The sequence below is a fragment of the Flavobacterium flavipigmentatum genome (assembly GCF_020911905.1).
GTDB lineage: Bacteria > Bacteroidota > Bacteroidia > Flavobacteriales > Flavobacteriaceae > Flavobacterium > Flavobacterium flavipigmentatum.
On record NZ_CP087133.1, the window covers coordinates 2,868,901 to 2,891,919 of the forward strand.

19 protein-coding genes are annotated in these 23,019 nt (G+C 35.0%); 14 read left to right on the forward strand and 5 right to left on the reverse strand.

Translation table 11 applies throughout. From position 1 onward, the window contains the following. Nucleotides 1-122: 122 nt before the first annotated feature. The 10 genes from LNP22_RS12480 to argH all read left to right on the forward strand — a co-directional run bounded on the left by LNP22_RS12480 (nt 123) and on the right by argH (nt 11,103). Nucleotides 123-764 carry a GNAT family N-acetyltransferase gene (locus LNP22_RS12480; protein WP_210665889.1) on the forward strand — a complete coding sequence of 214 codons (642 nt, stop codon included), beginning with the start codon at nt 123-125 and terminating at the stop codon, nt 762-764. Between the two features lie 65 nt (nt 765-829). Beyond that, nucleotides 830-2,023 carry an argininosuccinate synthase gene (locus tag LNP22_RS12485; RefSeq protein WP_229973738.1) on the forward strand — a complete coding sequence of 398 codons (1,194 nt, stop codon included), beginning with the start codon at nt 830-832 and terminating at the stop codon, nt 2,021-2,023. Further along, nucleotides 2,016-2,993: an N-acetyl-gamma-glutamyl-phosphate reductase gene (argC, locus tag LNP22_RS12490; protein ID WP_229973739.1), complete on the forward strand. Its 978-nt coding sequence runs from the start codon at nt 2,016-2,018 to the stop codon at nt 2,991-2,993. The genes LNP22_RS12485 and argC overlap by 8 nt, the downstream gene beginning before the upstream one ends. A gap of 79 nt (nt 2,994-3,072) precedes the next feature. Further along, nucleotides 3,073-4,206 carry an aspartate aminotransferase family protein gene (locus tag LNP22_RS12495; RefSeq protein ID WP_229973740.1) on the forward strand — a complete coding sequence of 378 codons (1,134 nt, stop codon included), beginning with the start codon at nt 3,073-3,075 and terminating at the stop codon, nt 4,204-4,206. A 72-nt stretch (nt 4,207-4,278) separates the two neighbouring features. After that, nucleotides 4,279-5,472 carry a glutamate-5-semialdehyde dehydrogenase gene (locus LNP22_RS12500; RefSeq protein ID WP_229973741.1) on the forward strand — a complete coding sequence of 398 codons (1,194 nt, stop codon included), beginning with the start codon at nt 4,279-4,281 and terminating at the stop codon, nt 5,470-5,472. A gap of 192 nt (nt 5,473-5,664) precedes the next feature. Further along, nucleotides 5,665-6,426, forward strand: coding sequence for a glutamate 5-kinase (gene proB, locus LNP22_RS12505; protein ID WP_229973742.1), 762 nt, complete (start codon nt 5,665-5,667; stop codon nt 6,424-6,426). A gap of 122 nt (nt 6,427-6,548) precedes the next feature. Continuing rightward, nucleotides 6,549-7,496: an N-acetylornithine carbamoyltransferase gene (locus LNP22_RS12510; RefSeq protein ID WP_229973743.1), complete on the forward strand. Its 948-nt coding sequence runs from the start codon at nt 6,549-6,551 to the stop codon at nt 7,494-7,496. A 103-nt stretch (nt 7,497-7,599) separates the two neighbouring features. Beyond that, the gene (argB, locus tag LNP22_RS12515; RefSeq protein ID WP_229973744.1) at nt 7,600-8,373 is read left to right on the forward strand and encodes an acetylglutamate kinase; all 774 of its coding nucleotides are present in this window, start codon (nt 7,600-7,602) and stop codon (nt 8,371-8,373) included. A 191-nt stretch (nt 8,374-8,564) separates the two neighbouring features. Further along, nucleotides 8,565-9,635, forward strand: coding sequence for a M20 family metallo-hydrolase (locus LNP22_RS12520; protein WP_229973745.1), 1,071 nt, complete (start codon nt 8,565-8,567; stop codon nt 9,633-9,635). Between the two features lie 187 nt (nt 9,636-9,822). After that, nucleotides 9,823-11,103, forward strand: coding sequence for an argininosuccinate lyase (argH, locus tag LNP22_RS12525; RefSeq protein ID WP_229973746.1), 1,281 nt, complete (start codon nt 9,823-9,825; stop codon nt 11,101-11,103). 81 nt (nt 11,104-11,184) lie between these two features. Here the strand turns inward: argH and LNP22_RS12530 are convergent, their stop codons facing one another. Further along, the gene (locus tag LNP22_RS12530; RefSeq protein ID WP_229973747.1) at nt 11,185-12,240 is read right to left on the reverse strand and encodes a pectate lyase family protein; all 1,056 of its coding nucleotides are present in this window, start codon (nt 12,238-12,240) and stop codon (nt 11,185-11,187) included. Between the two features lie 220 nt (nt 12,241-12,460). Here LNP22_RS12530 and LNP22_RS12535 point away from each other — a divergent pair, with 220 nt between their 5' ends. Together LNP22_RS12535 and LNP22_RS12540 are read left to right on the forward strand one after the other, a co-directional pair. Further along, nucleotides 12,461-13,459 carry a DUF2157 domain-containing protein gene (locus LNP22_RS12535; RefSeq protein ID WP_229973748.1) on the forward strand — a complete coding sequence of 333 codons (999 nt, stop codon included), beginning with the start codon at nt 12,461-12,463 and terminating at the stop codon, nt 13,457-13,459. Then, a complete protein-coding gene (locus tag LNP22_RS12540; protein ID WP_229973749.1) occupies nt 13,456-14,625 on the forward strand; it encodes a hypothetical protein in 1,170 nt (389 codons plus the stop codon). The genes LNP22_RS12535 and LNP22_RS12540 overlap by 4 nt, the downstream gene beginning before the upstream one ends. A gap of 84 nt (nt 14,626-14,709) precedes the next feature. Here the strand turns inward: LNP22_RS12540 and ytxJ are convergent, their stop codons facing one another. Next, nucleotides 14,710-15,099: a bacillithiol system redox-active protein YtxJ gene (ytxJ, locus tag LNP22_RS12545; RefSeq protein ID WP_229973750.1), complete on the reverse strand. Its 390-nt coding sequence runs from the start codon at nt 15,097-15,099 to the stop codon at nt 14,710-14,712. Nucleotides 15,100-15,306: 207 nt separating this feature from the next. Between ytxJ and clpB the strand changes: the two genes are divergently transcribed. Together clpB and LNP22_RS12555 are read left to right on the forward strand one after the other, a co-directional pair. Next, nucleotides 15,307-17,913 (forward strand): ATP-dependent chaperone ClpB, encoded by a 2,607-nt coding sequence (gene clpB / locus LNP22_RS12550; protein WP_229973751.1) that lies wholly within the window; start codon nt 15,307-15,309, stop codon nt 17,911-17,913. A gap of 383 nt (nt 17,914-18,296) precedes the next feature. Beyond that, the gene (locus tag LNP22_RS12555; RefSeq protein WP_229973752.1) at nt 18,297-19,178 is read left to right on the forward strand and encodes a DUF808 domain-containing protein; all 882 of its coding nucleotides are present in this window, start codon (nt 18,297-18,299) and stop codon (nt 19,176-19,178) included. A 178-nt stretch (nt 19,179-19,356) separates the two neighbouring features. Here LNP22_RS12555 and LNP22_RS12560 read toward each other — a convergent pair whose 3' ends face one another. The 3 genes from LNP22_RS12560 to LNP22_RS12570 form a co-directional block, all read right to left on the reverse strand. Further along, the gene (locus tag LNP22_RS12560) at nt 19,357-19,770 is read right to left on the reverse strand and encodes a thiol-disulfide oxidoreductase DCC family protein (protein ID WP_229973753.1); all 414 of its coding nucleotides are present in this window, start codon (nt 19,768-19,770) and stop codon (nt 19,357-19,359) included. Nucleotides 19,771-20,161: 391 nt separating this feature from the next. Next, a complete protein-coding gene (locus tag LNP22_RS12565; protein WP_229973754.1) occupies nt 20,162-20,467 on the reverse strand; it encodes a GIY-YIG nuclease family protein in 306 nt (101 codons plus the stop codon). Between the two features lie 330 nt (nt 20,468-20,797). After that, nucleotides 20,798-22,963 carry an endonuclease MutS2 gene (locus LNP22_RS12570; RefSeq protein WP_229973755.1) on the reverse strand — a complete coding sequence of 722 codons (2,166 nt, stop codon included), beginning with the start codon at nt 22,961-22,963 and terminating at the stop codon, nt 20,798-20,800. Nucleotides 22,964-23,019: the final 56 nt, after the last annotated feature.

Genomic DNA, 23,019 nt, shown 5'->3' on the forward strand with positions numbered 1-23,019 from the left:
TTTTAATCAACTATTTGATTTTAAGAAAGTTACTTCTATCTTGTCTATTTTTATTGTATTGGTTTTCAGATTTCATACTCAACAAAATGCTTTAATTTATAACTCTAACTTCAACTATTGAAATGAAAATCTCTATTGTTGTTACTCAGGAAGAACACTTCAAATTTGCGCAAGAAATTTGCGACACGATAGAATCATCGGCCTTATTAAGAGGTACGGGGATTGCTAAAAGGACTCCTGAATACATTCAGAAAAAAATGTCGAGCGGTGATGCGATGATTGCTTTGGCAGACGGAAAATTTGCAGGTTTTTGTTATATCGAAAGTTGGCAACACGGAAAATTCGTGGCACATTCTGGCTTAATTGTGCACCCGGATTACCGAAGCTTAGGTTTAGCCAAAAAAATCAAGTCAAAAGTGTTTGATTATTCACTAAAAAGATATCCAGATGCCAAGATATTTGGTATTACAACCGGTTTGGCTGTCATGAAAATCAACTCTGATTTAGGTTATAAACCTGTGCCATTCTCAGAGCTTACCACAGATCCGAGTTTTTGGTCAGGCTGTAAAACCTGTACGAATTATGAAATTCTAAAAAGCAAAGAGAATAAAATGTGTCTATGTACTGGAATGTTGTACGATCCTAAAGAAAAACAAAAAGATCCGCCAAGACATCCTTTTAATGAAGCTGTTTTGAAAAGATTGAAAAAAATTAAGCAATCTTTATTTTTAAATAAAATGCTGTCTTTCGGTTTTTTATCCTAAGAATATTAATTAAAATGAAATCTCAAACTTGCTAAATACGAAAGTATTGGCCTAAATTATAAAAAATGAAAAAAGTTGTATTAGCTTATAGTGGAGGATTAGATACCTCGTATTGTTTGAAATATTTGAAAAACGAAAAAGGATACGAAGTGCATACCGTACTAGTAGATACAGGAGGATTTGATGCTGAAGAATTATCAGCAATTGAAAAAAGAGCCTACGAATTAGGAAGCGCGCAACACGCTAACTTAACCATTGTAGATAAATATTATGACAAAGCGATAAAATATTTGATTTTCGGAAACGTATTAAAAAACAATACGTATCCTTTATCAGTTAGTGCTGAGCGTGTTTTTCAGGCTATTGAAGCTATAAAATATGCCAAAAAAGTAGGTGCAAGCGCTATCGCGCACGGAAGCACAGGCGCAGGAAATGATCAAATTCGTTTTGACTTGATTTTCCAAACTATTGCTCCCGAAATTGAAATTATCACCCCAATTAGAGATTTGAAACTCTCGAGACAGGAAGAAGTAGATTATTTGGCTCAAAACGGAGTACATTATTCTTGGGAAAAAGCACAATATTCTATCAATAAAGGACTTTGGGGAACCAGTGTTGGAGGTAAAGAGACTTTGACGTCGGGTAAACCGTTGCCAAGTGAAGCATATCCTTCGCAATTGCAAAAAGAAGGCGAAGAAAAAGTGACTTTGCATTTTGAAAAAGGAGAATTGGTAGGTATAAATGGTACCATTGACAAACCTTCAAACAATATCGTAGCTCTTGAAAAACTGGCAAACGCTTACGCAATCGGGCGTGACATTCACGTAGGTGATACCATTATCGGAATTAAAGGAAGAGTTGGTTTTGAGGCTGCTGCTCCGCTAATTATCATCAAAGCACATCATTTATTAGAGAAACATACATTGGGTAAATGGCAACAATACTGGAAAGAACAACTAGGAAACTGGTACGGAATGTTATTTCACGAAGGTCAGTTTTTAGATCCTGTAATGCGTAACATCGAAACATTTTTACAAGACACGCAGGCAACTGTAAATGGAGTTGTAACCGTTTCACTAAAACCATATCATTTTTCGCTTGACGGAATTGAATCTGATAATGATTTGATGAATACAGGTTTTGGACAATACGGAGAGATGAACAATGCTTGGACGTCTGATGATGCCAAAGGGTTTATTAAGATTTTAGGAAATGCACAAAATATATTTTCATCTGTAAATCATTTAAACCATGATTAATATCGGAATAATTGGTGGGTCTGGCTACACAGCCGGAGAACTCATCAGAATATTAATGTATCATCCCCACGTAAACATCGATTTTGTTTACAGCACAACAAATGCAGGAAAACCACTTTCTGTGGCGCATCACGATTTGATGGGGGACATTGAAATGAATTTTATAGATACAATTAATCCTAATGTAAATGTGGTTTTTTTATGTCTGGGTCACGGAAAATCGATTTCTTTTTTGAAAGAAAATCAATTTGCGAGTCACACTAAAATCATCGATTTAGGAAATGACTTCAGATTGACCAAAGATGCTCATTTCGAAGGAAAAGAATTCGTTTACGGCTTACCTGAATTGAATAAATCTTCTATAAAAAAAGCAAATTACATTGCAAATCCGGGTTGTTTTGCTACGGCTATTCAGTTGGCTTTATTGCCTTTGGCTAAAAATAACTTGCTAAAAAATGACGTTCATATTAATGCAACTACTGGAAGTACGGGTGCTGGTGTAAGTCTTGCCGAAACCTCGCATTTTAGCTGGAGAAACAATAACATGTCGCATTACAAAGCTTTTGAACACCAACATTTGGGAGAAATCAACCAAAGTGTGAATCAATTACAAGCTGATTTTTCAGATGAACTTATTTTTGTTCCGAATAGAGGTGATTTTACTCGAGGAATTTTCGCGACTTTGTACACCACTTCTGATGAAAGTTTAGAAGATTTGGTTGCCAAATATGAAGATTTTTATAAAAATGAGCCTTTTGTAACGGTTACCACGACAAACATCAACATGAAACAAGTCGTTCAAACCAACAAATGTATCATCAGTTTATTGAAAAAAGGAAACCGGATTTTAATCACTTCTATTATTGATAACTTAACCAAAGGAGCTTCAGGACAAGCGATTCAAAACATGAATTTAATGTTCGGACTAGAAGAAACCACCGGTTTACATTTGAAACCAAGCGGATTTTAAATTGTTGTCAGAACGGTTAATCGTTTATTCGGTTAATCGATTAAACAAAAGAAAGGTTAAACAATTAAACTAAGAAAAAATGAATTTATTCAACGTATACCCACTTTACGATATTACGCCTGTAAAAGCACTAGATTGTACAATTACAGACCAAAACGGAGTAGAATATTTAGACTTATATAGCGGACATGGTGTAATCTCGATCGGCCATACGCAACCTGATTATGTGGCGAAATTGAAAGATCAATTAGATCATTTAGGATTTTATTCGAATGCGATTCAGAATCCTTTGCAGGTTGAATTGGCGCAGAAATTAGGCAAGCTTTCGGGTTTAGAAGATTATGAGTTGTTTTTATGCAGTTCTGGTGCTGAAGCGAATGAAAATGCCTTAAAATTAGCCTCTTTCCATAACGGGAAATCGAGAATTATAGCTTTTGATAATTCTTTCCACGGAAGAACTTCTGCCGCTGTTGCGGTTACAGACAATAAAAAAATTGTAGCCCCCATTAACGCACAACAAGTAGTTACTTTTTTGCCATTAAATCAAATAGAATTGGTTGAAGCAGAATTAGTAAAAGGCGATGTTTCTGCTGTAATTATCGAAGGTATTCAAGGTGTTGGAGGTTTAGATCAGGGAACAACCGAGTTTTTTCAGGCTTTAGAAAAAGCATGTAAAAAACACGATGTAGTCTTGATTTTGGATGAAGTGCAATCAGGATACGGAAGAAGTGGAAAATTCTTTGCGTTCCAACATCACGGCATTAGCGCTGATATTATTTCTGTGGCGAAAGGAATGGGGAATGGTTTTCCAATTGGCGGGATTTTGATCTCTCCAAAATTTGAAGCTAGTTTCGGATTATTAGGAACAACTTTCGGCGGAAGCCATTTATCTTGTGCTGCAGGAATTGCAGTTTTGGATGTCATAGAAAAATTGAAATTACAAGACAATGTAAACGAAGTTTCGGCTTATTTCTCAGAAAAAATCACACAAGTTCCTGGAATCAAAAGAGTAAAAGGTAAAGGATTGATGCTTGGCGTTGAATTTGATTTTGATGTAGCCGCTTTACGAAAAAAACTAATTATAGAGAAACATATTTTTACAGGAAGTGCCAGCAATAAAAATCTCTTGAGAATTTTACCGCCATTAACAGTAAAAAAAGCAGATATTGATACCTTTATTGTAGCTTTAAAAGAAAGTTTGGAAGAGCTATAATGTTAATTTATTTAATCCTTTAACTGGTTAATCGATTAAACGAATTAACGATTAACCATTTAAACAAAAAAAATGAATCCATTATCAATCGAAAAGCGAAACTTAGTTTTGCATACCATGGCAAAGCTGGTCGAGCAGGAGCGGAGTCAAATAATTCTCACCAATCAGGAAGATTTACTGGCTTACGATGGCTCAGATTTGGCTATGGAAGAACGCTTAAAAGTAGATGATAAAAAGGTTGAAGAAATGATTTTGTCACTCAATCAATTGGCTTCTCAGGAAGATCCGGTTGGAGTAGAGCGTTTTCATTTTGTTCATGATAATGGTATAAAAGTGATTAATAAAACGGCTGCTTTTGGTACTATTTTGATTATTTATGAATCTCGACCAGATGTCACGATTGAAGCTGGTGGAATTGCCTTTAAATCCGGAAATAAAATTTTATTAAAAGGCGGGAAAGAATCACTACAATCTAATTTGAAGATTGTGAGTTTGTGGCACCAAGCGTTGGAAGAGAATGGTGTTGCTAAAGATTGGGTAGAATATTTGAACTTTGATCGTGCTGAAACACAGGCTTTCTTAGAAAAACCGACTCAAAAAGTAGATTTGATTGTTCCGAGAGGAGGAGAAAAACTAATTGAATTTGTCAAGCAACACGCCACTTGCCCAGTAATTGTAAGTGGTCGCGGAAATAATTTTGTTTACGTTCATGAAAAAGCAGATACAGATTTGGCTTTAAAAATAATTTTGAATGCAAAAACTTCAAAAATATCAGCTTGCAATGCAGTAGATAAGGTTTTAATAGATTGTAAATTGCCTAATTTTGAAGGTTTTACAGCTATTTTAATTGAAGAATTAAAAGAATTCAATGTCGAAGTAATCGTCGATAAATCATTAGAAAATTTTGAAGATACAGCAACACTTCAAAACGAAGATATTTGGTATGAAGAATTTTTAGATTATAAAATTGTTATTGGAGCAATTGATTCTGAAGAACATGCAATCGAAAAAATCAATAAATATTGTGGCGGACATTCGGCCGTTATTATCACAAAAGACAATAAAGTAGCACAAGAATTTATGGAAGCAGTTGATGCAGCAGCAGTTTATCAAAATGCTTCGACTCGTTTTACAGACGGTGGACAGTTTGGTTTGGGCGGAGAATTAGCGATAAGCACCGATAAATTACATCAAAGAGGCCCAATTGGTTTACAACATTTGGTTACCAATAAATGGTACGTTTACGGAGAGGGACAGATTAGGTAATTTTAGATTTTAAAGTTCAGATTTTAGATTAATGATTAATGATTAACGATTTCTGATTTTTGATTATTGGAATTTAAAAATTTGGAATTTATTTAATGATATAGCTTTGCGAATTTTAGCGTTTGTAAACACAACATTATAAAAAAACCTTGCGCACTTGCGGTTAAAAAAACTGCGGTTAAAATAATAAAAATGGAAAAAAAGCGGATTTTATTAAAAATAGGAAGCAATACTTTAACCAAGGAAACCAATCATATTTCGCGGGGAAAAATTGAGGATATCGGGATGCAAATCGCCGCTTTAAACAAAGATTACGAATTTGTAATCGTGAGTTCTGGAGCCATAGCCGCCGCAAAACAATTTGTAAAACTCGAAAGTAAAGGCAAAGAAATTGCATTAAAACAAGCTCTTGCTTCGATTGGGCAACCTCATTTAATGCGGATTTTTCATGAGAATTTCAGTGATTTAGGTTTGTTGACATCACAATGTTTATTGTCTTATTCTGATTTCGAAAAAGAGCAATCAAAAGTAAATATTGTCAATACCATCAATGTTTTGGTTGAAAATAATTATATTCCAATTATTAATGAAAACGATACTGTTGCGACAGATGAGATTCGGTTTGGCGATAATGACAAACTAGCGGCTTTAACGGCGGTTCTTCTAAATGTTGATATTCTTATCATTGCGACCAATACAAATGGCATTTACACGAAAAATTCCATTTATGATAAAATTCCCGAAACTATACAATTAGTAAAGGATTTAGAAACTTTAGAAAAAGAAATTGGAGAATCAAAATCATCACACGGAACAGGCGGAATGCAATCCAAAATTGAGGCGGCCGGAATTGCAAAAGCGGCCAATATAGAAACTTGGATCGTCAACGGATTGGATGATAATTTTATTTTAAAAGCATTAAAAGACGAAATTCCGTTTACTAAAATTGTGTAGCAATGTTTATTTATTTAATCGTTAATTCGGTTAATCGATAGCGCTACAAAGAAAAGAAAAATATAAAGTTAATTTTTTAATCAAATAAACAAATTAACCATTAACCGATTAAACAAAAAGCAATGAATTACATTTCAATTCAAGATATCGACTCATTATCAAAATGGGTAAAAAGTGCGTTAAAAATCAAAAAGAACCCACTTAAAAATCAGAAGTTAGGCAAAAATAAAACATTGGGAATGTTATTTTTTAATCCGAGTCTGAGAACGCGTTTGAGTACGCAAAAAGCGGCTTTAAATTTAGGAATGAATGTCATGGTAATGAATTTTACCAATGAAGGCTGGACGTTAGAATTTGAAGACGGCGCCATCATGGATTCGGGCGCGTCTGAACACATCAAAGAAGCGGCTGAAGTAGTGTCGCAATATTGTGATATTATCGCCATTCGTGCCTTTGCAGGTTTAATGGACAAAGAAAAAGATTATGCCGAAACGGTAATTTCAGGGTTTCTAAAACATGCTACTGTGCCCATTGTTAACATGGAAAGTGCGGTTCGTCATCCGATGCAATCGTTGGCAGATGCCATCACAATGGAGGAATACAAAACAAAACACAAACCAAAAGTAGTGCTTTCATGGGCACCGCATCCAAAGGCATTACCTCAGGCGGTTGCCAATTCGTTTGTAGAAATGATGCAAATGCAAAAAGACATGGATTTTGTAATCACGCATCCTGAAGGGTACGAATTGAGCCCCGAAATCACTAAAGATTGTAAAATAGAATACGATCAAGACAAAGCATTCGAAAATGCTGATTTTGTCTATGTAAAAAACTGGAGTAACTTCAACGATTACGGAAAAGTAACTAATATCGACCCAAGTTGGACAGTTACAGCAGAGAAAATGGCTCTTACCAATAATGGAAAGTTTATGCATTGCCTGCCAGTTCGTCGTAACGTGATAGTAAGTGACGAAGTGATCGATAGCGAAAATTCAATCGTAATTCAGCAGGCGAATAACAGAACCTATTCGGCACAATTGGTTTTACAGAAAATTTTAAAGAAGTTATAATTTGAGGTGCAAAGGCACAAAGTTGCAAAGGCTCAGAGGTTGTATAACCTTAAAAAAAACCTTTTGCCCCTCTGAACCTTTGAATCTTTGAACCTATAAAAAAATGGAAGTTAAAGTAATAAAAATTGGCGGTAACATAATTGACAACCCAACAGAATTAGAACAATTCTTAACCGATTTTTCTAAGATCGAAGGCTATAAAGTGCTGGTACACGGTGGCGGAAAATCGGCCACAAAAATGGCGGAAAGTATTGGTTTAGTCCCTCAAATGATTGAGGGACGCCGTATCACTGATGCCCCAATGCTTGATGTTGTGGTGATGATTTATGCAGGACAAATCAACAAACACATTGTCGCGCAATTGCAGGCAAAAGATAATAATGCTATTGGTTTTTCAGGAGCCGACGGGAATTTGATACAGTCGGTAAAACGCAATCATCCCACGATAGATTACGGATTTGTAGGAGATGTACAGCAAGTCAATACTACTTTATTAAAGACTTTGCTTGAAAACAATATTGTGCCCGTTTTTTGTGCCATTACACATGATAAAAACGGACAATTATTAAACACAAATGCCGATACCATTGCAAGTGAACTATCCATTGCTTTATCGGAAGTTTTTGAGGTTACGCTAACCTATTGTTTCGAAAAACAAGGTGTTTTGCAAGATTCAGAAGATGATTCTTCAGTAATTACAGCGATAAACGAAGAACTTTACAAGAAATTAAAAGCCGAAAAAGTAATCCATTCCGGAATGATTCCAAAATTGGATAATTGTTTTAATAGTTTGTCAAGAGGCGTGCAAAAAATCAAAATCGGGCATCATAAAATGCTTCAAAATCCCGATGTTCTGCATACAACCATTACTTTATAAAAGGTAATGCCACAGATTAATGGATTAAAATGGATTAAAAATCTGTGAAAATTCTTTTAATCTGTGGCAAAAAAATAGAATTGCGCTATTAATTTTAAATATTAATTTAAGAAATTTACACAAATTAAAAATGTCACAGATTTAATTAAAACTTTGTGACTTCGTGCCTTTTCGGCAAAGAAACCATAACTATGAAAAATATTGCAACGCTTACCCAGGAAGCAATTAGTCTATTAAAAAATTTGATTGAAACTCCTTCCTTTTCAAGTGAAGAGGATCAAACAGCACTTTTAATAGAAAACTGGTTCAATCAAAATCAAATTCCTTTCAAGAGAGAAAATAATAATGTTTGGGCGTTCAATAAATATTTTGACCCAAGCAAACCAACGCTTTTACTGAATTCACATCATGATACCGTAAGACCCAATCAAGCCTATACAAATGATCCGTTTAAAGCCATAGAAAAAGACGGCAAATTATTCGGACTAGGAAGCAACGATGCAGGAGGATGCTTGGTATCATTATTAGCAACTTTTGTACATTTTTATGAGAATCAATACTTGTCTCATAATGTTGTAATTGTGGCTTCCGCCGAAGAAGAAAGCAGCGGAAAAAACGGTTTAAACAGTGTTTTGCAACATTTACCAACATTAGATTGCGCCATTGTAGGCGAGCCTACTTTAATGCAATTGGCTGTGGCTGAGAAAGGTTTGTTAGTTCTTGACGTAAAAGTAAAAGGTACGGCAAGTCACGCCGCACATCAAAACGATGATAATTCATTGTACAAAGCAATTCCAGTAATGGAATGGTTCAAAAACTATCAATTCGATAAAATTTCAGAGGTTTTGGGCCCAGTAAAAATGACTGTAACGCAGATTAATGCTGGGAAACAGCACAATGTCGTGCCATCAGAATGTGATTTGGTGATCGATATTCGTGTAAACGATTGCTATTCGAACAGTGAAATTCTCGAAGTCGTAAAAGCCAACGTAAAAGCAGAGGTTACGCCAAGATCTATGCATTTAAACGCTTCTTCTATTCCAATTGAGCACGGTTTAGTGCAAGCTGGAATCGCTTTAGGAAGAACAACTTACGGCTCACCAACGCTCTCAGATCAATCGGTTTTGAGTTGCCAATCTCTAAAATTAGGACCTGGTGAAACGCTGCGTTCACACTCGGCAGACGAGTTTATTTTTATCAACGAAATCGAAGAAGGTGTCGACTTGTACATCAAAATACTAACAGATTTCTTTAAATTATAATATTATTTAGTAGCTAATCCCGCTATCCGTTGCAATCTTTTGTGCCGAACCCCGGCACAAAAGGATTTCCACTACTATCGGGGCTAGGACATTCGGTGAATAAGAAACACAATAAATTAAAATAAAACTTTGTGAATCTTTGAGTTTTTCTTTGAGAAACTCTGTGTAGCAAAAAAACATACAGCTTATGAAACTTTGGGAAAAAGGAATTGCAACAGACAAACAAATCGAACATTTTACCGTTGGTAACGATCGTGAACTCGATTTGGTTTTGGCAAAATACGATGCTTTAGGTTCGATTGCACATGCAAAAATGTTGGGGCAAATTGGGTTGTTGACTTCAGAAGAAACAACTTCTCTAGTTGAGGCTTTAAACGAAATTATCGCTGATATTGCAAAAGGAAATTTTGAAATCGAAGACAGTTTTGAGGATGTACATTCTAAAATAGAATATTTATTAACTGTAAAATTGGGTGATGCCGGAAAGAAAATCCATACGGCACGCTCTCGTAACGATCAGGTTTTAGTAGATGTACATTTGTATTTAAAAGACGAAGTAAAAGCCTTAAAAGAACAAGTAAAAACATTGTTTGATTTGCTTATGGAATCTGCAGAAAAGCACCAAAATGTTTTATTACCAGGTTATACGCATTTGCAAATTGCAATGCCATCATCTTTCGGAATGTGGTTTTCTGCTTACGCCGAAAGTTTAATAGATGATGTAACTATGTTAAACGCAGCGTTAAAAATTGTAGATCAAAATCCGTTGGGATCTGCTGCTGGTTACGGAAGTTCGTTTCCTATCAACAGGACTTTTACCACCAAAGAATTAGGTTTTGAAACGTTAAAATTTAATGCCGTTGCCGCACAAATGAGTCGTGGAAAAGCAGAGAAAACGGTAGCTTTTGCCATGAGTAGCGTTGCTGCCACTTTATCAAAATTGGCGATGGATGTTTGTTTGTACATGAGCCAAAACTTTGATTTTATCAGTTTGCCGGCACATCTTACCACAGGTTCGAGTATTATGCCACACAAAAAAAATCCTGATGTTTTTGAGCTAATTCGAGGAAAATGCAATAAGATTCAGGCCTTGCCATACGAAATCACATTAATTACCAATAATTTGCCAAGTGGCTATCACAGAGATTTACAACTTTTAAAAGAAGGTTTGTTTCCTGCGCTTCAAAACCTAAAAGCGTGTTTGGATATTGCGATTTTCTCTGTAAAAGACATCACGGTAAAAGACAATATTCTAAAAGATAAAAAATACGATTATCTTTTTACAGTAGATACTTTAAACGAAATGGTTGTAAGTGGAATGCCTTTTAGAGACGCCTACAAAGCGGTTGCGGAGCAATTGGAAGCGGGAACGTATCAATCTCCAAAAGAGACCCAACATACGCATGAAGGAAGCATTAATAATTTGTGTCTGGATGCTATAAAAGATAAAATGAAAGCTGCTTTTTAAAAGTATTTCAATTCATAAAAAGACCGATTTGTATCACACACAAATCGGTTTTTTTATGCAAATAAAAATAGTGATTCGCTTTTATTGTTTACAACTTGTACTTATCACGCCAGTAGAACTAACCTGCAGAGTTGCTCCCGCACCACAAGACGTATTCGTTACATATTCTTCGACTTTTCCTAATGGAATTGTAGTATAATTATAGGAAGGTTTATTTACTGGGGTACCAAAATCCATAGGCCCTTTACGACAATTTGAAAAAGCGATTCCAACGGTTCCGCCGTCTGTGCTGGTATATCCTCTAAAAACCTTATCCACTTTTGCAAAATCTGTACTTTCAATATAACAGCTAGTGTTTTTTACACCACCACCTAAACCAATCGCCAAAGAACCGGATTCAGACGTGTTGAAGTAACAATTTAAGATATGAAGTTCTGCATTTCTGGCGCGTGGCATTCTTTGTTTACAGCCTTTAGCCCAATAACAGTTTTTAAAAGTGATACTGTAGTGTCCGTCAGCAGGAAAATCGTTCTTGTTAGAACCAATCAAGTTGCTGAAGCTATGATCATCAGCTCCTCCAAAACCTCCTAATTTGGCACCTTTTAGATAGGTAAATTTACACCATGAAATAGTGACATTATCTGTTTTTCCTTTATTGTCAAAGTTACCGTCCTGACCATCCTGAAATTCGCAGTGATCCACCCAAAGATTCGTGCAGTCGGCTGTTAAATTGTCCTGACCATCAATATCATAAGATCCGGGACCAATAAAAACCAGATTTCTGATGATTACATTATTCGAACCCGATTTTAAATACAAAATCCCCGCTCCGGGATTCGATTGGTTTTCATTTACAAGTTTCGCACCTGGCAATCCTATTATCGATTTATTCGTAACGATTTCCTGTATAGGCTTTCCGCTCGGAATTGTAATTGTTCCGGACACTAAAATGACCTCGGGAGAATTCGATTTTATTTTTGCAACTAAATCTTCGTAAGATGCTACTGTAATAGGATTTGAAGTACTGCCTCCAGTGGCTTTAGCCCCAAATCCTTCAGGCGATTCTATATAATAATTATGGGCAAAAAGAGGTGATAGATTCAGAAGGAAAAAGAGTAGGATTAGATTTTTCTTCATTATAAATAAATTTTTGGAGGTTATTTGGTAAGATAGTTTTATTTGTAATCGATTACACTAATTTAGTTTAATAATGGTTAAAAACTATCATTTTGGCAAGATATTGTAATAAACACTCATCATAGTTAAATAGCTGTTTTATTTAGTAAGTTTATTTTTACTGCTGGAGTTTTATTCAAATAAAAAAACACTATTTTTGGTTTGCATCTTAAAATAATATATGAAGAAGTTTGAAGGCGAAGCAACTAAAAAGCTTCTGGAAAGTAAATTCATAACTGAAAATCAGTTTGAAGAAATTACGGCATACCGCAATCGCAATATTTTTTCGCTTCATGCGGAATTAAAATTTTTCCTTTATTTATCGGTTTTGCTATTTACTTCCGGAATCGGAATTTTAATTTATCAAAACATTGATACCATTGGCCATATTGCGATACTTTCAATTCTCTTTATAATTATTGGCGTTTGTTTTTACTATTGTTTTAAAAATTCAAAAGGATTTCAAAAAACAGAAACCATTTTCGATAGTCCTGTTTTAGAATATTTGGTTTTGGCCGCTACTATCTTGACATGTATTTTTATAGGTTATTTGCAGTTTCAATATGAAGCTTTTGGAACCCATTATGGTTTAGCAACTTTAATTCCGACTCTAATTAGTTTTTTCTGTGCCTATTATTTTGATAATAAAAGTGTACTAACTATTGCGATTACGGGTTTAGCAGCTTATGTGGGTATCTCAGCCACGCCGCAGGATTTGCTCAGGAATAATTTTTATGCCAGTCAAAACTTAACTTATTCAGCGATTTTATTGGGTGGAATCCTTATTGTGTGGACTATTTATAGTTCAAAAATTGCATTAAAAACGCATTTTAAACTCCTTTATTTAACTTTCGCTTTGCACTTGATAAGTATTGCATCTATTAGCGGTTTAACCGATTATCACAATAATAGTCTTTGGATGCTTTTTGTAGTTGTTTTAGCGGGATCTGCATATTATTTTTATAAAATCAGCTACGAACTTAAAGCAATTTCGTTGTATGTTTTCATGATTATTTACGCTTATATTGGTATCAATGTCTTCCTGTTTAGTATTTGTGAATACATTGATTTCTTTGAAATCTGGGAATTGTTTGTCATAATTTTGCCAGTCTATTTTATTGGTTCAATAGTAATATTCATAAAATTAATTAAAAACTTTAACAAAGAAATTGCAGCATGATAGTTCACGATAAAACTTTATTAGAGAATTTAATTTTGGTCGAAGAAGCGCGTTCTTTACAAGAGGCAGGTTTTATATCTAAAGAACAGGTATCAATTTTGAAAAATGAATTACCAGTATTCAAAAGCAATACTAATATTTTGGTTCGGCTCGGTTTCTTTTTATTAGGAGTCTTTTTGTACTTATCTATTTGTGGTGTAATTGCTTTATTTGGATTATCGGGTATCAATGAATCATTTTTCAAGATCGTTTGTTTTATTTTTGCGATCGTAGGATTTGTGGGCGCAGAGGCTTTATCCTATCAAAATTATTATCAGCATGGTTTAGAAGATGCATTTATCTTAGGATCAATACTAAATATAGGAATTGCACTCGAGATCGTAACAGACCAAAACGAACTAATAATCGCGACTTTTGTTGCAATTACTTCGTTTATTATGTACAAAAGATATCTGCATCTTTTGTCAATGCTCGTTTTTTGCTGCTCTTGTTCTGCAATATTATTTTACGGACTATTTGAATTTGGAACTATCGGAAAAACAATTTTACCTTTTGTAGCGATGATTTTCGCAGTGGGTTTTTATTTTTTTACTAAAAAATTGAATGAAAAAACTACTCAGTATTACTATCATAAAGGCATTTTGATTGCCAATAGTTTTTGTCTGGTGCTGTTTTATTTGTCATGCAATTATTTGGTTGTAAGAGAGCTTTCTCTAGAGTTGTTAGGAGACGAAATTGCGCAAGGAAAAGATATTCCGTTTACTTATTTCTTTTATGCTTTTACTTTTATCGTACCCGCTATTTACTTGGTTCAGGCATTAAAAACAAAAGATAGAATTCTCCTTTGGATTAGCTTTTTAGCAATTGCTTTTTCAATTTATACGATCCGATTTTATCATTCGATTTTACCCATAGAAATTGCGCTTACTTTAGGCGGAGTTTTCTTGTTTGGAATTGCTTATTTTTCGATAAGAAAATTAAAAGACAACGAAACTGGATTAACCTTTAAACCCGATAGAATTAATAATTCGAATGCTATCCTGAATGCCGAAGCTTTAATTGTTGCCTCAGCTTTTGGAATAAAACCCGAACTAAAACCACAAGCTTCCCCAATGGATTTTGGTGGTGGCGGCTTTAGCGGAGGTGGTTCTGGTGGAACATTTTAATTTGGTTTCTGTTAAAAGTAAAATGTGAAATGTGAAACGTCTAAAAATTGATGTTTTTCACATTTCACATTTTACACAAAAAAACTAAACTTTAGTTTTTAAAGCTATTGCATCAATATCACTATGCGAAACATCATAAACTGCTTTTCCATTTTTGATTAAAATCAATTGTGGTGATTCATGGTACACATTAAAACGATTTGCAATTTCATTCGAAATATCGCGATGTGCAATTAAGTCAAGAAAATAAGCATCAACAGTATCATTCAAATCGTATTCGCGCTCAAATTGCTTCAAAGCCATTCGGCTAATGCTGCATCTTGTACTGTGCTTAAAAATGAAGACCGGCTTTTCATTAGATACCGCTTGAACTTCCATTAATTGTGCTATATCGGTTAATTCTGTCCAGTTAACACTGCTTTTTGGTGTATCTGATGCGTCAGAATTTCCGAAGATTGAATTGAAAAAACTCATATTTGATTGGATTTATGACTTTCTGACATTAAATAAAGAGTAAAAAATCACTTTAAATGTCATTTTGTCTTTAATTTTACTATGGAATGTATTTTGAACATTCTGAAACAAAGTTATAGGATTTAATTTTAAAATTTACTTCAATCCAATCAAATTTTAATCAGATCGATTTTTATAAACAAAACAAAAAACTTAAAATATAAAAAGATGAATATAAATAAATTTACTACCAAATCGCAGGAAGCTATTCAGCTATCACAGCAATTGGCACAACGATATGGGCAGCAACAAATAGAAAATGAGCACATTTTTAAAGCTATTTTTGAAGTAGACGAAAATGTAGCACCTTTTATTTTGAAAAAATTAAATGTAAATCTGCCTTTATTTCTGCAGTTATTAGATGCTACTATTCAAAGTTTTCCAAAAGTTTCAGGAGGTGATATCACGCTTTCACGCGATGCAAACAAAGCATTGAATGAAGCAGAGATTATTGCACAAAAAATGAACGATGAATATGTTTCAATTGAACATTTAATTTTAGCAATTTTTGACTCTAAAAGCAAGGTAGCGCAAATCCTGAAAGATCAGGGTGTAACTGGAAAAGGATTGAAAGCCACTATTGAGGAACTTCGAAAAGGCGAAAGAGTGACATCAGCTTCAGCTGAGGAGAATTACAATTCGTTGAATAAATATGCTAAAAATTTAAATGAGCTGGCGCGCACAGGAAAACTTGATCCCGTAATTGGCCGTGATGAAGAAATTCGCCGTGTGCTGCAGATCCTTACCCGCAGAACCAAAAATAACCCGATGCTGGTAGGAGAACCCGGAGTGGGTAAAACCGCTATTGCCGAAGGCTTGGCGCATAGGATTGTAGATGGTGACGTTCCTGAAAATTTAAAAAATAAAATCGTTTTCTCGCTGGATATGGGAGCGCTTATTGCAGGTGCCAAGTACAAAGGAGAATTTGAAGAACGTTTAAAATCGGTGGTAAAAGAAGTAACCGCCGCAGACGGTGATATTGTTTTATTTATTGATGAAATTCACACGCTTGTAGGTGCAGGTGGAGGCGAAGGCGCTATGGATGCGGCCAACATCTTAAAACCGGCTTTGGCTCGTGGTGAGTTGAGAGCTATTGGCGCTACCACTCTAGATGAATATCAAAAATATTTTGAAAAAGACAAAGCCTTAGAACGTCGTTTTCAAAAGGTTTTAATAGACGAACCAGATACCGAAAGTGCCATCTCGATCTTGCGTGGTATCAAAGAAAAATACGAAACGCATCATAAAGTTCAGATTAAAGACGAAGCGATTATCGCTGCAGTAGAACTTTCGCAACGTTACATTACCAATCGATTTTTGCCTGATAAAGCTATCGATTTGATGGACGAAGCGGCATCAAAATTACGTATGGAGATCAATTCAAAACCAGAAGAATTAGATGTTTTGGATCGTAAAATCATGCAGCTTGAAATTGAAATCGAAGCCATTAAACGTGAAAAAGAAGAGAGCAAACTCAAAATTTTACGAATGGATTTGGCGAATCTCAAAGAGGAGCGTAACGAAATTTACACGAAATGGAAAACGGAGAAAGATGTTGTAGATGGTGTTCAAGCTGTAAAATTAGAAATAGAAGATTTTAAACACGAAGCCGAACGTGCCGAACGTGATGGTGATTACGGAAAAGTAGCCGAAATTCGTTACGGAAAAATCAAAGAAGCTCAGGAGCGTTTAGATGTATTATTGAAACAATTGCAAGAATACCAGTCAGGTAACTCTTTGATCAAAGAAGAAGTCACCCGAGAAGATATTGCCGAAGTCGTAGCAAAGTGGACTGGAATTCCAGTGATGAAAATGCTGCAAACCGAAAGAGAAAAGCTGTTGCATCTGGAAGACGAATTGCACAAACGTGTAGTAGGTCAGGAAGAAGCGATTGAGGCAGTAAGTGACGCCGTGCGCAGAAGTCGTGCGGGATTGCAAGACATGAAAAAACCAGTGGGGACTTTCTTGTTCTTGGGAACTACAGGAGTTGGTAAAACGGAGCTGGCAAAAGCATTGGCAGAATATCTTTTTGATGACGAAAATGCCATGACCCGAATCGATATGAGTGAGTACCAGGAACGCCACAGCGTAAGCAGATTGGTAGGTGCGCCTCCGGGATACGTGGGTTATGAAGAAGGAGGCCAGCTGACCGAAGCCGTTCGTAGAAAACCGTATTCTGTAATTCTGTTGGATGAGATAGAAAAAGCACATCCCGATACGTTTAATATTTTATTGCAGGTTTTGGATGAAGGTCGTTTGACAGATAATAAAGGGCGATTAGCAGATTTCAAAAATACGATTATCATCATGACATCCAATATGGGAAGCCATATTATTCAGGAGAAGTTTGATAATTTAAAAGGCGGAATCGAAGCAGCAACTGAGGCTGCAAAAGTAGAAGTTTTAGGTTTGTTAAAACAGATCGTTCGACCTGAATTTATCAATCGTATCGATGAAATTGTATTGTTTACGCCGCTAACAATAGAAAATATTTCGAAAATTGTGAGTTTGCAACTCAAAAGTGTAACCAAAATGTTAGCACTTCAGGGCATAACAATGGATGCAACTCCTGAAGCCATCAAATACCTTTCTGATAAAGGATATGATACTCAGTACGGAGCAAGACCTGTAAAACGTGTGATTCAGAGAGAGGTGCTGAACCAGTTGTCTAAAGAAATTCTGGCTGGAAAAATCACCACAGACAGTATCATTTTGATCGATGCTTTTGATGGTAACTTGGTTTTTAGAAACCAATCTGCCGAATTAGTAAAATAATTTTTTTAGTTTTTAAAAGTAAAAAACACCAGTTGCAGAGCTGGTGTTTTTTTTAAATTACAAATTTTAAGGAAAAATCTACAAATTTTGAAACTTTTTAGAAAAGTAATATAAAAACAATCTTTAACTTAGTTCTCATATTTGCAGAGGTAAAATTGTACCAAACCAATTAAAGAAAAAATAGTAACACAAAATAATTGCATTATGAATAATATTTTTAGAGGATTATTAGCAGGCTACGGTGCCAAAAAATTAGGAGGCGGATGCTTCGGAACTATTTTGGTTTTTATTATTATATGGGTACTTTTAGGTCAGTGTAGTTAATTTTAACTGCTATAATTGATCAAAAAGTAGTAGATTCGCAGCACTAAAAAAAAATTAAAATGGCATCAGGTTTTTTCGCACTATTAGATGATATCGCAGCAATTATGGATGATGTTGCTGTAATGAGTAAGGTTGCAGCAAAAAAAACAGCGGGTATCTTGGGCGATGATTTGGCCGTAAATGCCGAAAAAGCATCTGGATTTGTTTCCTCGAGAGAACTTCCTGTTTTATGGGCAATCGGAAAAGGATCTTTTGTCAATAAATTAATTATTTTGCCCGTTGCCTTTCTACTAAGCGCTTTTTTACCTGTAGCAATAACCATAATTTTAGTATTAGGAGGGCTTTTTTTAGCTTATGAAGGTGCCGAAAAAATATACGAATTTATATTTCCGCATCAACATTCAAAAATAGACATTATCAACGAAGACTTGACCGAAGAACAAATTTTAATCATCGAAAAAGAAAAAATAAAATCAGCCATCGTAACCGATTTTATTCTCTCCGTAGAGATTGTCATCATTGCAATGAGCACGGTCATAGAAAAACCACTTTCGTCACAAATAGCCGTAGTGTCAATAATCGCAATCATTGCAACCGTGGGCGTTTATGGCATCGTCGCTCTTATTGTCAGAATGGACGAGTTTGGTTTTAAAATGATAAAATGGAGTAAAAAAGAACGCAGTATTTCCAAAACTATCGGCAATATTCTCGTTAAGGCATTGCCAAAAGTCATCCAAAGTTTATCAGTTATTGGCACAATAGCCTTGATTTTAGTGGCCGGAGGTATTTTTGTACACAACAGCGATTTTCTACATCATTTATGGCCCAATATCCCCTCAATCATAAAAGAGTTTGTTTTTGGGTTAGCAATCGGCCTCGTTGTTTTAGCAATCGTCAGCCTTTTCAAAAAGATTTTCAAGAAAACAAAAGAGAGTCACTAATAAAACATCACGGCTAGCTTATAAAAGTTTTTGCAGGAGCAGATGATTCATTTTCAAAAGACCAATTGTCCCGCTATCCGCTCCAATCTTTTATGCCGAACAACGGCACAAAAGGATTTCTACTGCTATCGGGGCTAGGCTAGAGATTCTTGCACTTACAAGAAATCTTGGTTAAACTTCATAAAAATTTCGCCTTCAATTCGGGCGTCGGAATCATGCAGCTTTCCTTCTTTCCATACCATTTGTATCGGTTTTTGGCAATGTAATCATAAATATAATTTCTAACTTTCTCCGGAACTATTTTAAAAACAGCCAGCAAACCATAAAAACCTCCGAGTTCATCAGCAATTTCAAGTACTGCCGTAGATTTATAATAGTAAGCAACAGCAGGTTTGTACAAAACGATGCTATCTATTTTCTGCTGATCTATTCCGATATAACGGCAAATCTCTATCCCCAACTCAGATTGTAAAGCCACAAACCGAAAAACATCTTTTTTATCACGTTTAATAATAAACTGAACAGCTCCGTTGCATAAATTGCAAAGGCCATCAAATAGAATTATTTTTTTATTTTGAGGAAAGTTTATCATTTTTTTTGTTTCAAGTTTTGGGTTTCGAGTTGGCTTAAAATTTAGTTTGTCATTCCGAGGAACGAGTAATCTTCACAAGTAACTAACGCAAAGTTTGATTTTCTTTGTCGAATAACGAATAGAGATTCCTCTTTTCATTTTAGTGAGATTGCTTCGTTCCTCGCAATGAATTGGAGTTTAGGTCTTTGCGAGGAACGAAGCAATCACATTCAGTTAGTCTTTTTTTTCGCACGCTAAGAATTTATATAAAATAGTATTTCTAGCATTAATTAGTTGTTAACAGCTCATTTTAGTAAGATTGCTTCGTTCCTCGCAATGACTTGCAGGTTATGTCTTTGCGAGGAACGAAGCAATCACATTCGCTATATAATTTAGATCTACTATTATTCTGTTATTCAGTCATTATATCTTTGATTTCTTCATACAAATCTTTCCAAGTTGGATTTATTGATCGAATTAAATCATTTTTTACTGCTCTTGAACCCGCTTTTATTTGCTTTTCTCGAGTAATTGCATCCTGAATCCATTGAAACTGCTCGTAATAAACTAAGTAAAACACATTATAACGTGCAGAAAATGACCCTGGGTATTTTTTATCTCGATGTTCTAAAATCCTTTGAGGCAGATTTGATGTCACACCTGTATAAACAACGGTTTGGTACTTATTTGTTATAATGTAAACAAAACCTGGTTTCATATTTTTTTCTTGATTCTCTATTCTAACTGTTTTTGCGAGGAACTAAGCAATCACATTTTAGGTTAATCTTTTCTTGTAATCTAAGGATTTATGTAAATATAGTATTTTTATTGTTAATTAACTACTTATTTTTAGTGAGATTGCTTAGTTCCTCGCAATGAATTGGAGTTTAGGTCTTTGCGAGGAACGAAGCAATCACATTCAGTTAGTCTTTTTTTTCGCACGCTAAGAATTTATACAAAATAGTAATTCTAGCATTAATTAGTTGTTAACAGCTCATTTTAGTGAGATTGCTTCGTTCCTCGCAATGACTTGTAACTTTTTAATAAGTTATTTTTTCACAGCTTCAACCAATTCTAATTCGTCCAAACTCACTTTAGAGGTAAAGACTCCGTAGTTTACAGTAGCTTTATTTTTTTCAATAGCATCAATGCTTCCAACAGATCTTCCTTCCAGCATTCTTACGCGATCGCCTACTTTTAGTATGGGTTTAGGTTTTTCGACTATTATTTTTAACTTCTTTTCTTTTTTCTCTTTTCTAATTTCTTCAACTTTAACAGCAACCTCGGCGATTACTTCTTTCTTTTTTTCTACAATCGCTTTGGCTTCTTTTGGCGTTGCTTTTTTACGTTTCGAATTTTCGATTTCGATAATTTTCAAAAACTCACCAATAAGTTCCTTTTTGTTTTTATTGTTAAAGTATTTTTCCGAAATATCTTCAATCTTTTGACCAATGTAAATAGTTTTTTGGTTGCTGTCATATAATTCCTGATAGCTTTCCAGTTTTTGTTTGATTTTTACATTGATGGTTTCCATCTTTTTGCTTTCTTCTCGCGCTCGGGTTTCTTCTTCTTTCAGATTGATGGACGTTTTCTCTAGCTTAGAACGCTCCTTTTGAAGCGTTGCAATGGTTTTATCAAAGCGTACTTTACCGACTTCAATTTTCTTTTTGGCACGATTAATTAATCCAAACGGAATACCATTTTTCTGCGCTACCTCAAAAGTAAACGAGCTACCTGCTTGGCCTAAAGCGAGTTTGTACATCGGTTCTAACGATTTTTCGTCAAACATCATATTGGCATTAGTAGCAAAAGGCAATTCGTTGGCCAGAATCTTCAGGTTTGAATAATGGGTCGTTATAATTCCGAAAGCCTCACGATGGTAAAACTCTTCGAGAAAAATTTCTGCCAAAGCGCCACCTAATTCAGGATCAGAACCGGTACCAAATTCATCAATCAAAAACATGGTTTTCTTGTTGCATTTTTTTAGAAAATAATTCATGTTTTTCAGTCGGTAACTATAGGTACTCAAATGATTTTCAATAGATTGATTATCACCAATATCGGTCAAAATTCTATCAAACAAGAAAGTTTCGCTGCGTTCATGCACGGGGATCAACATTCCCGATTGCAGCATCAATTGCAATAAACCTACTGTTTTTAGCGAAATTGTTTTTCCTCCAGCATTAGGCCCTGAAATTACAATGATTCGGTTATCTTGCTTTAATTCAATAGTTTGAGGATGTGTAATTTCGTTCTTTTGTTTGTTATTCAAATATAAAATAGGGTGGTAGGCTTCTCTAAAAAACAATCTTCGCTCCTCACTAATGGTTGGAAGAATTCCGTTAATTCTATTGGCATATTTTGCTTTTCCAGCCACCACATCAATATCACTTAAAAATTCCTGATATTCGATCAAAAGAGGTAAAAAAGGGCGAATAGCATTGGATAATTGCTTTAAAATTCGGGTAATTTCTTCTTTTTCTTCGTATTCAAGATTGGCCAATTCACGAGAATAGGTTAAAGTAGCTTCCGGTTCAATATAAGCGATACTTCCTGTTTTCGAACTTCCCAGAATAGAGCCTTTTACTTTACGACGATACATCGCTAAAACTGCTAAAACACGGCGATTTTGAACAAAGCTTTCTTTGATGTCGTCTAAGTAACCAAGCCCGTTGTAGTGCGTCAAAGCGACTCCAAAACTCTGATTTACTTTCCCGCGAACCGTATTCATATTGCGACGAATATCCAGTAAAACAGGCGAAGCATTGTCTTTTATTTCACCATATTTATCTACAATGGCGTCAATTAATGTGACAATGTCTTTTGTGTATTCTACTCTTGAAGCTCTTGCATTCAGATTCGGATAATAATCATCAAATTTTTTGAGGAAATTCAACAAAAAATTGGTTGTTGACGAAAGTGTGGCTATTTTTCTAAAACTACCTACTTCCAGAAAGCTATCTTCGATTGCAAGAAATTTGATTTCATGTGTTATGGCGTCAAAACCGTGATTCGGAATTGCATTGTTATTTTGAAAAGACGAGACATACTCAGAGGTTTGCATCAAGGCTTGCATCAAAGTTTCTTTGTCTCTAAAAGGGATTATTTGCAGCGCTTTTTCTTTTCCAATATCTGTATTACAGCCAGCCGAAATGGTTTCGAGCACTGTTGGAAATTGTAAATCCTGTAATGTTTTTTCGGTAATGGATATCATTAATTTGTCGTAAGTTGTAAAGTTTCAAAGTTACAAAGTTTTAAAACTAAAAGCAC

Coding starts and splice junctions, on each gene's coding strand:
- argB (WP_229973744.1), top strand. CDS start 7,600: ATGGAAGTTAAAGTAATAAAAATTGGCGGTAACATAATTGACAACCCA.
- argH (WP_229973746.1), top strand. CDS start 9,823: ATGAAACTTTGGGAAAAAGGAATTGCAACAGACAAACAAATCGAACAT.
- LNP22_RS12535 (WP_229973748.1), top strand. CDS start 12,461: ATGAAGAAGTTTGAAGGCGAAGCAACTAAAAAGCTTCTGGAAAGTAAA.
- LNP22_RS12530 (WP_229973747.1), bottom strand. CDS start 12,240: ATGAAGAAAAATCTAATCCTACTCTTTTTCCTTCTGAATCTATCACCT.
- LNP22_RS12510 (WP_229973743.1), top strand. CDS start 6,549: ATGAATTACATTTCAATTCAAGATATCGACTCATTATCAAAATGGGTA.
- LNP22_RS12540 (WP_229973749.1), top strand. CDS start 13,456: ATGATAGTTCACGATAAAACTTTATTAGAGAATTTAATTTTGGTCGAA.
- argC (WP_229973739.1), top strand. CDS start 2,016: ATGATTAATATCGGAATAATTGGTGGGTCTGGCTACACAGCCGGAGAA.
- LNP22_RS12560 (WP_229973753.1), bottom strand. CDS start 19,770: ATGATAAACTTTCCTCAAAATAAAAAAATAATTCTATTTGATGGCCTT.
- LNP22_RS12565 (WP_229973754.1), bottom strand. CDS start 20,467: ATGAAACCAGGTTTTGTTTACATTATAACAAATAAGTACCAAACCGTT.
- ytxJ (WP_229973750.1), bottom strand. CDS start 15,099: ATGAGTTTTTTCAATTCAATCTTCGGAAATTCTGACGCATCAGATACA.
- LNP22_RS12485 (WP_229973738.1), top strand. CDS start 830: ATGAAAAAAGTTGTATTAGCTTATAGTGGAGGATTAGATACCTCGTAT.
- LNP22_RS12520 (WP_229973745.1), top strand. CDS start 8,565: ATGAAAAATATTGCAACGCTTACCCAGGAAGCAATTAGTCTATTAAAA.
- LNP22_RS12480 (WP_210665889.1), top strand. CDS start 123: ATGAAAATCTCTATTGTTGTTACTCAGGAAGAACACTTCAAATTTGCG.
- LNP22_RS12570 (WP_229973755.1), bottom strand. CDS start 22,963: ATGATATCCATTACCGAAAAAACATTACAGGATTTACAATTTCCAACA.
- LNP22_RS12500 (WP_229973741.1), top strand. CDS start 4,279: ATGAATCCATTATCAATCGAAAAGCGAAACTTAGTTTTGCATACCATG.
- proB (WP_229973742.1), top strand. CDS start 5,665: ATGGAAAAAAAGCGGATTTTATTAAAAATAGGAAGCAATACTTTAACC.
- LNP22_RS12555 (WP_229973752.1), top strand. CDS start 18,297: ATGGCATCAGGTTTTTTCGCACTATTAGATGATATCGCAGCAATTATG.
- clpB (WP_229973751.1), top strand. CDS start 15,307: ATGAATATAAATAAATTTACTACCAAATCGCAGGAAGCTATTCAGCTA.
- LNP22_RS12495 (WP_229973740.1), top strand. CDS start 3,073: ATGAATTTATTCAACGTATACCCACTTTACGATATTACGCCTGTAAAA.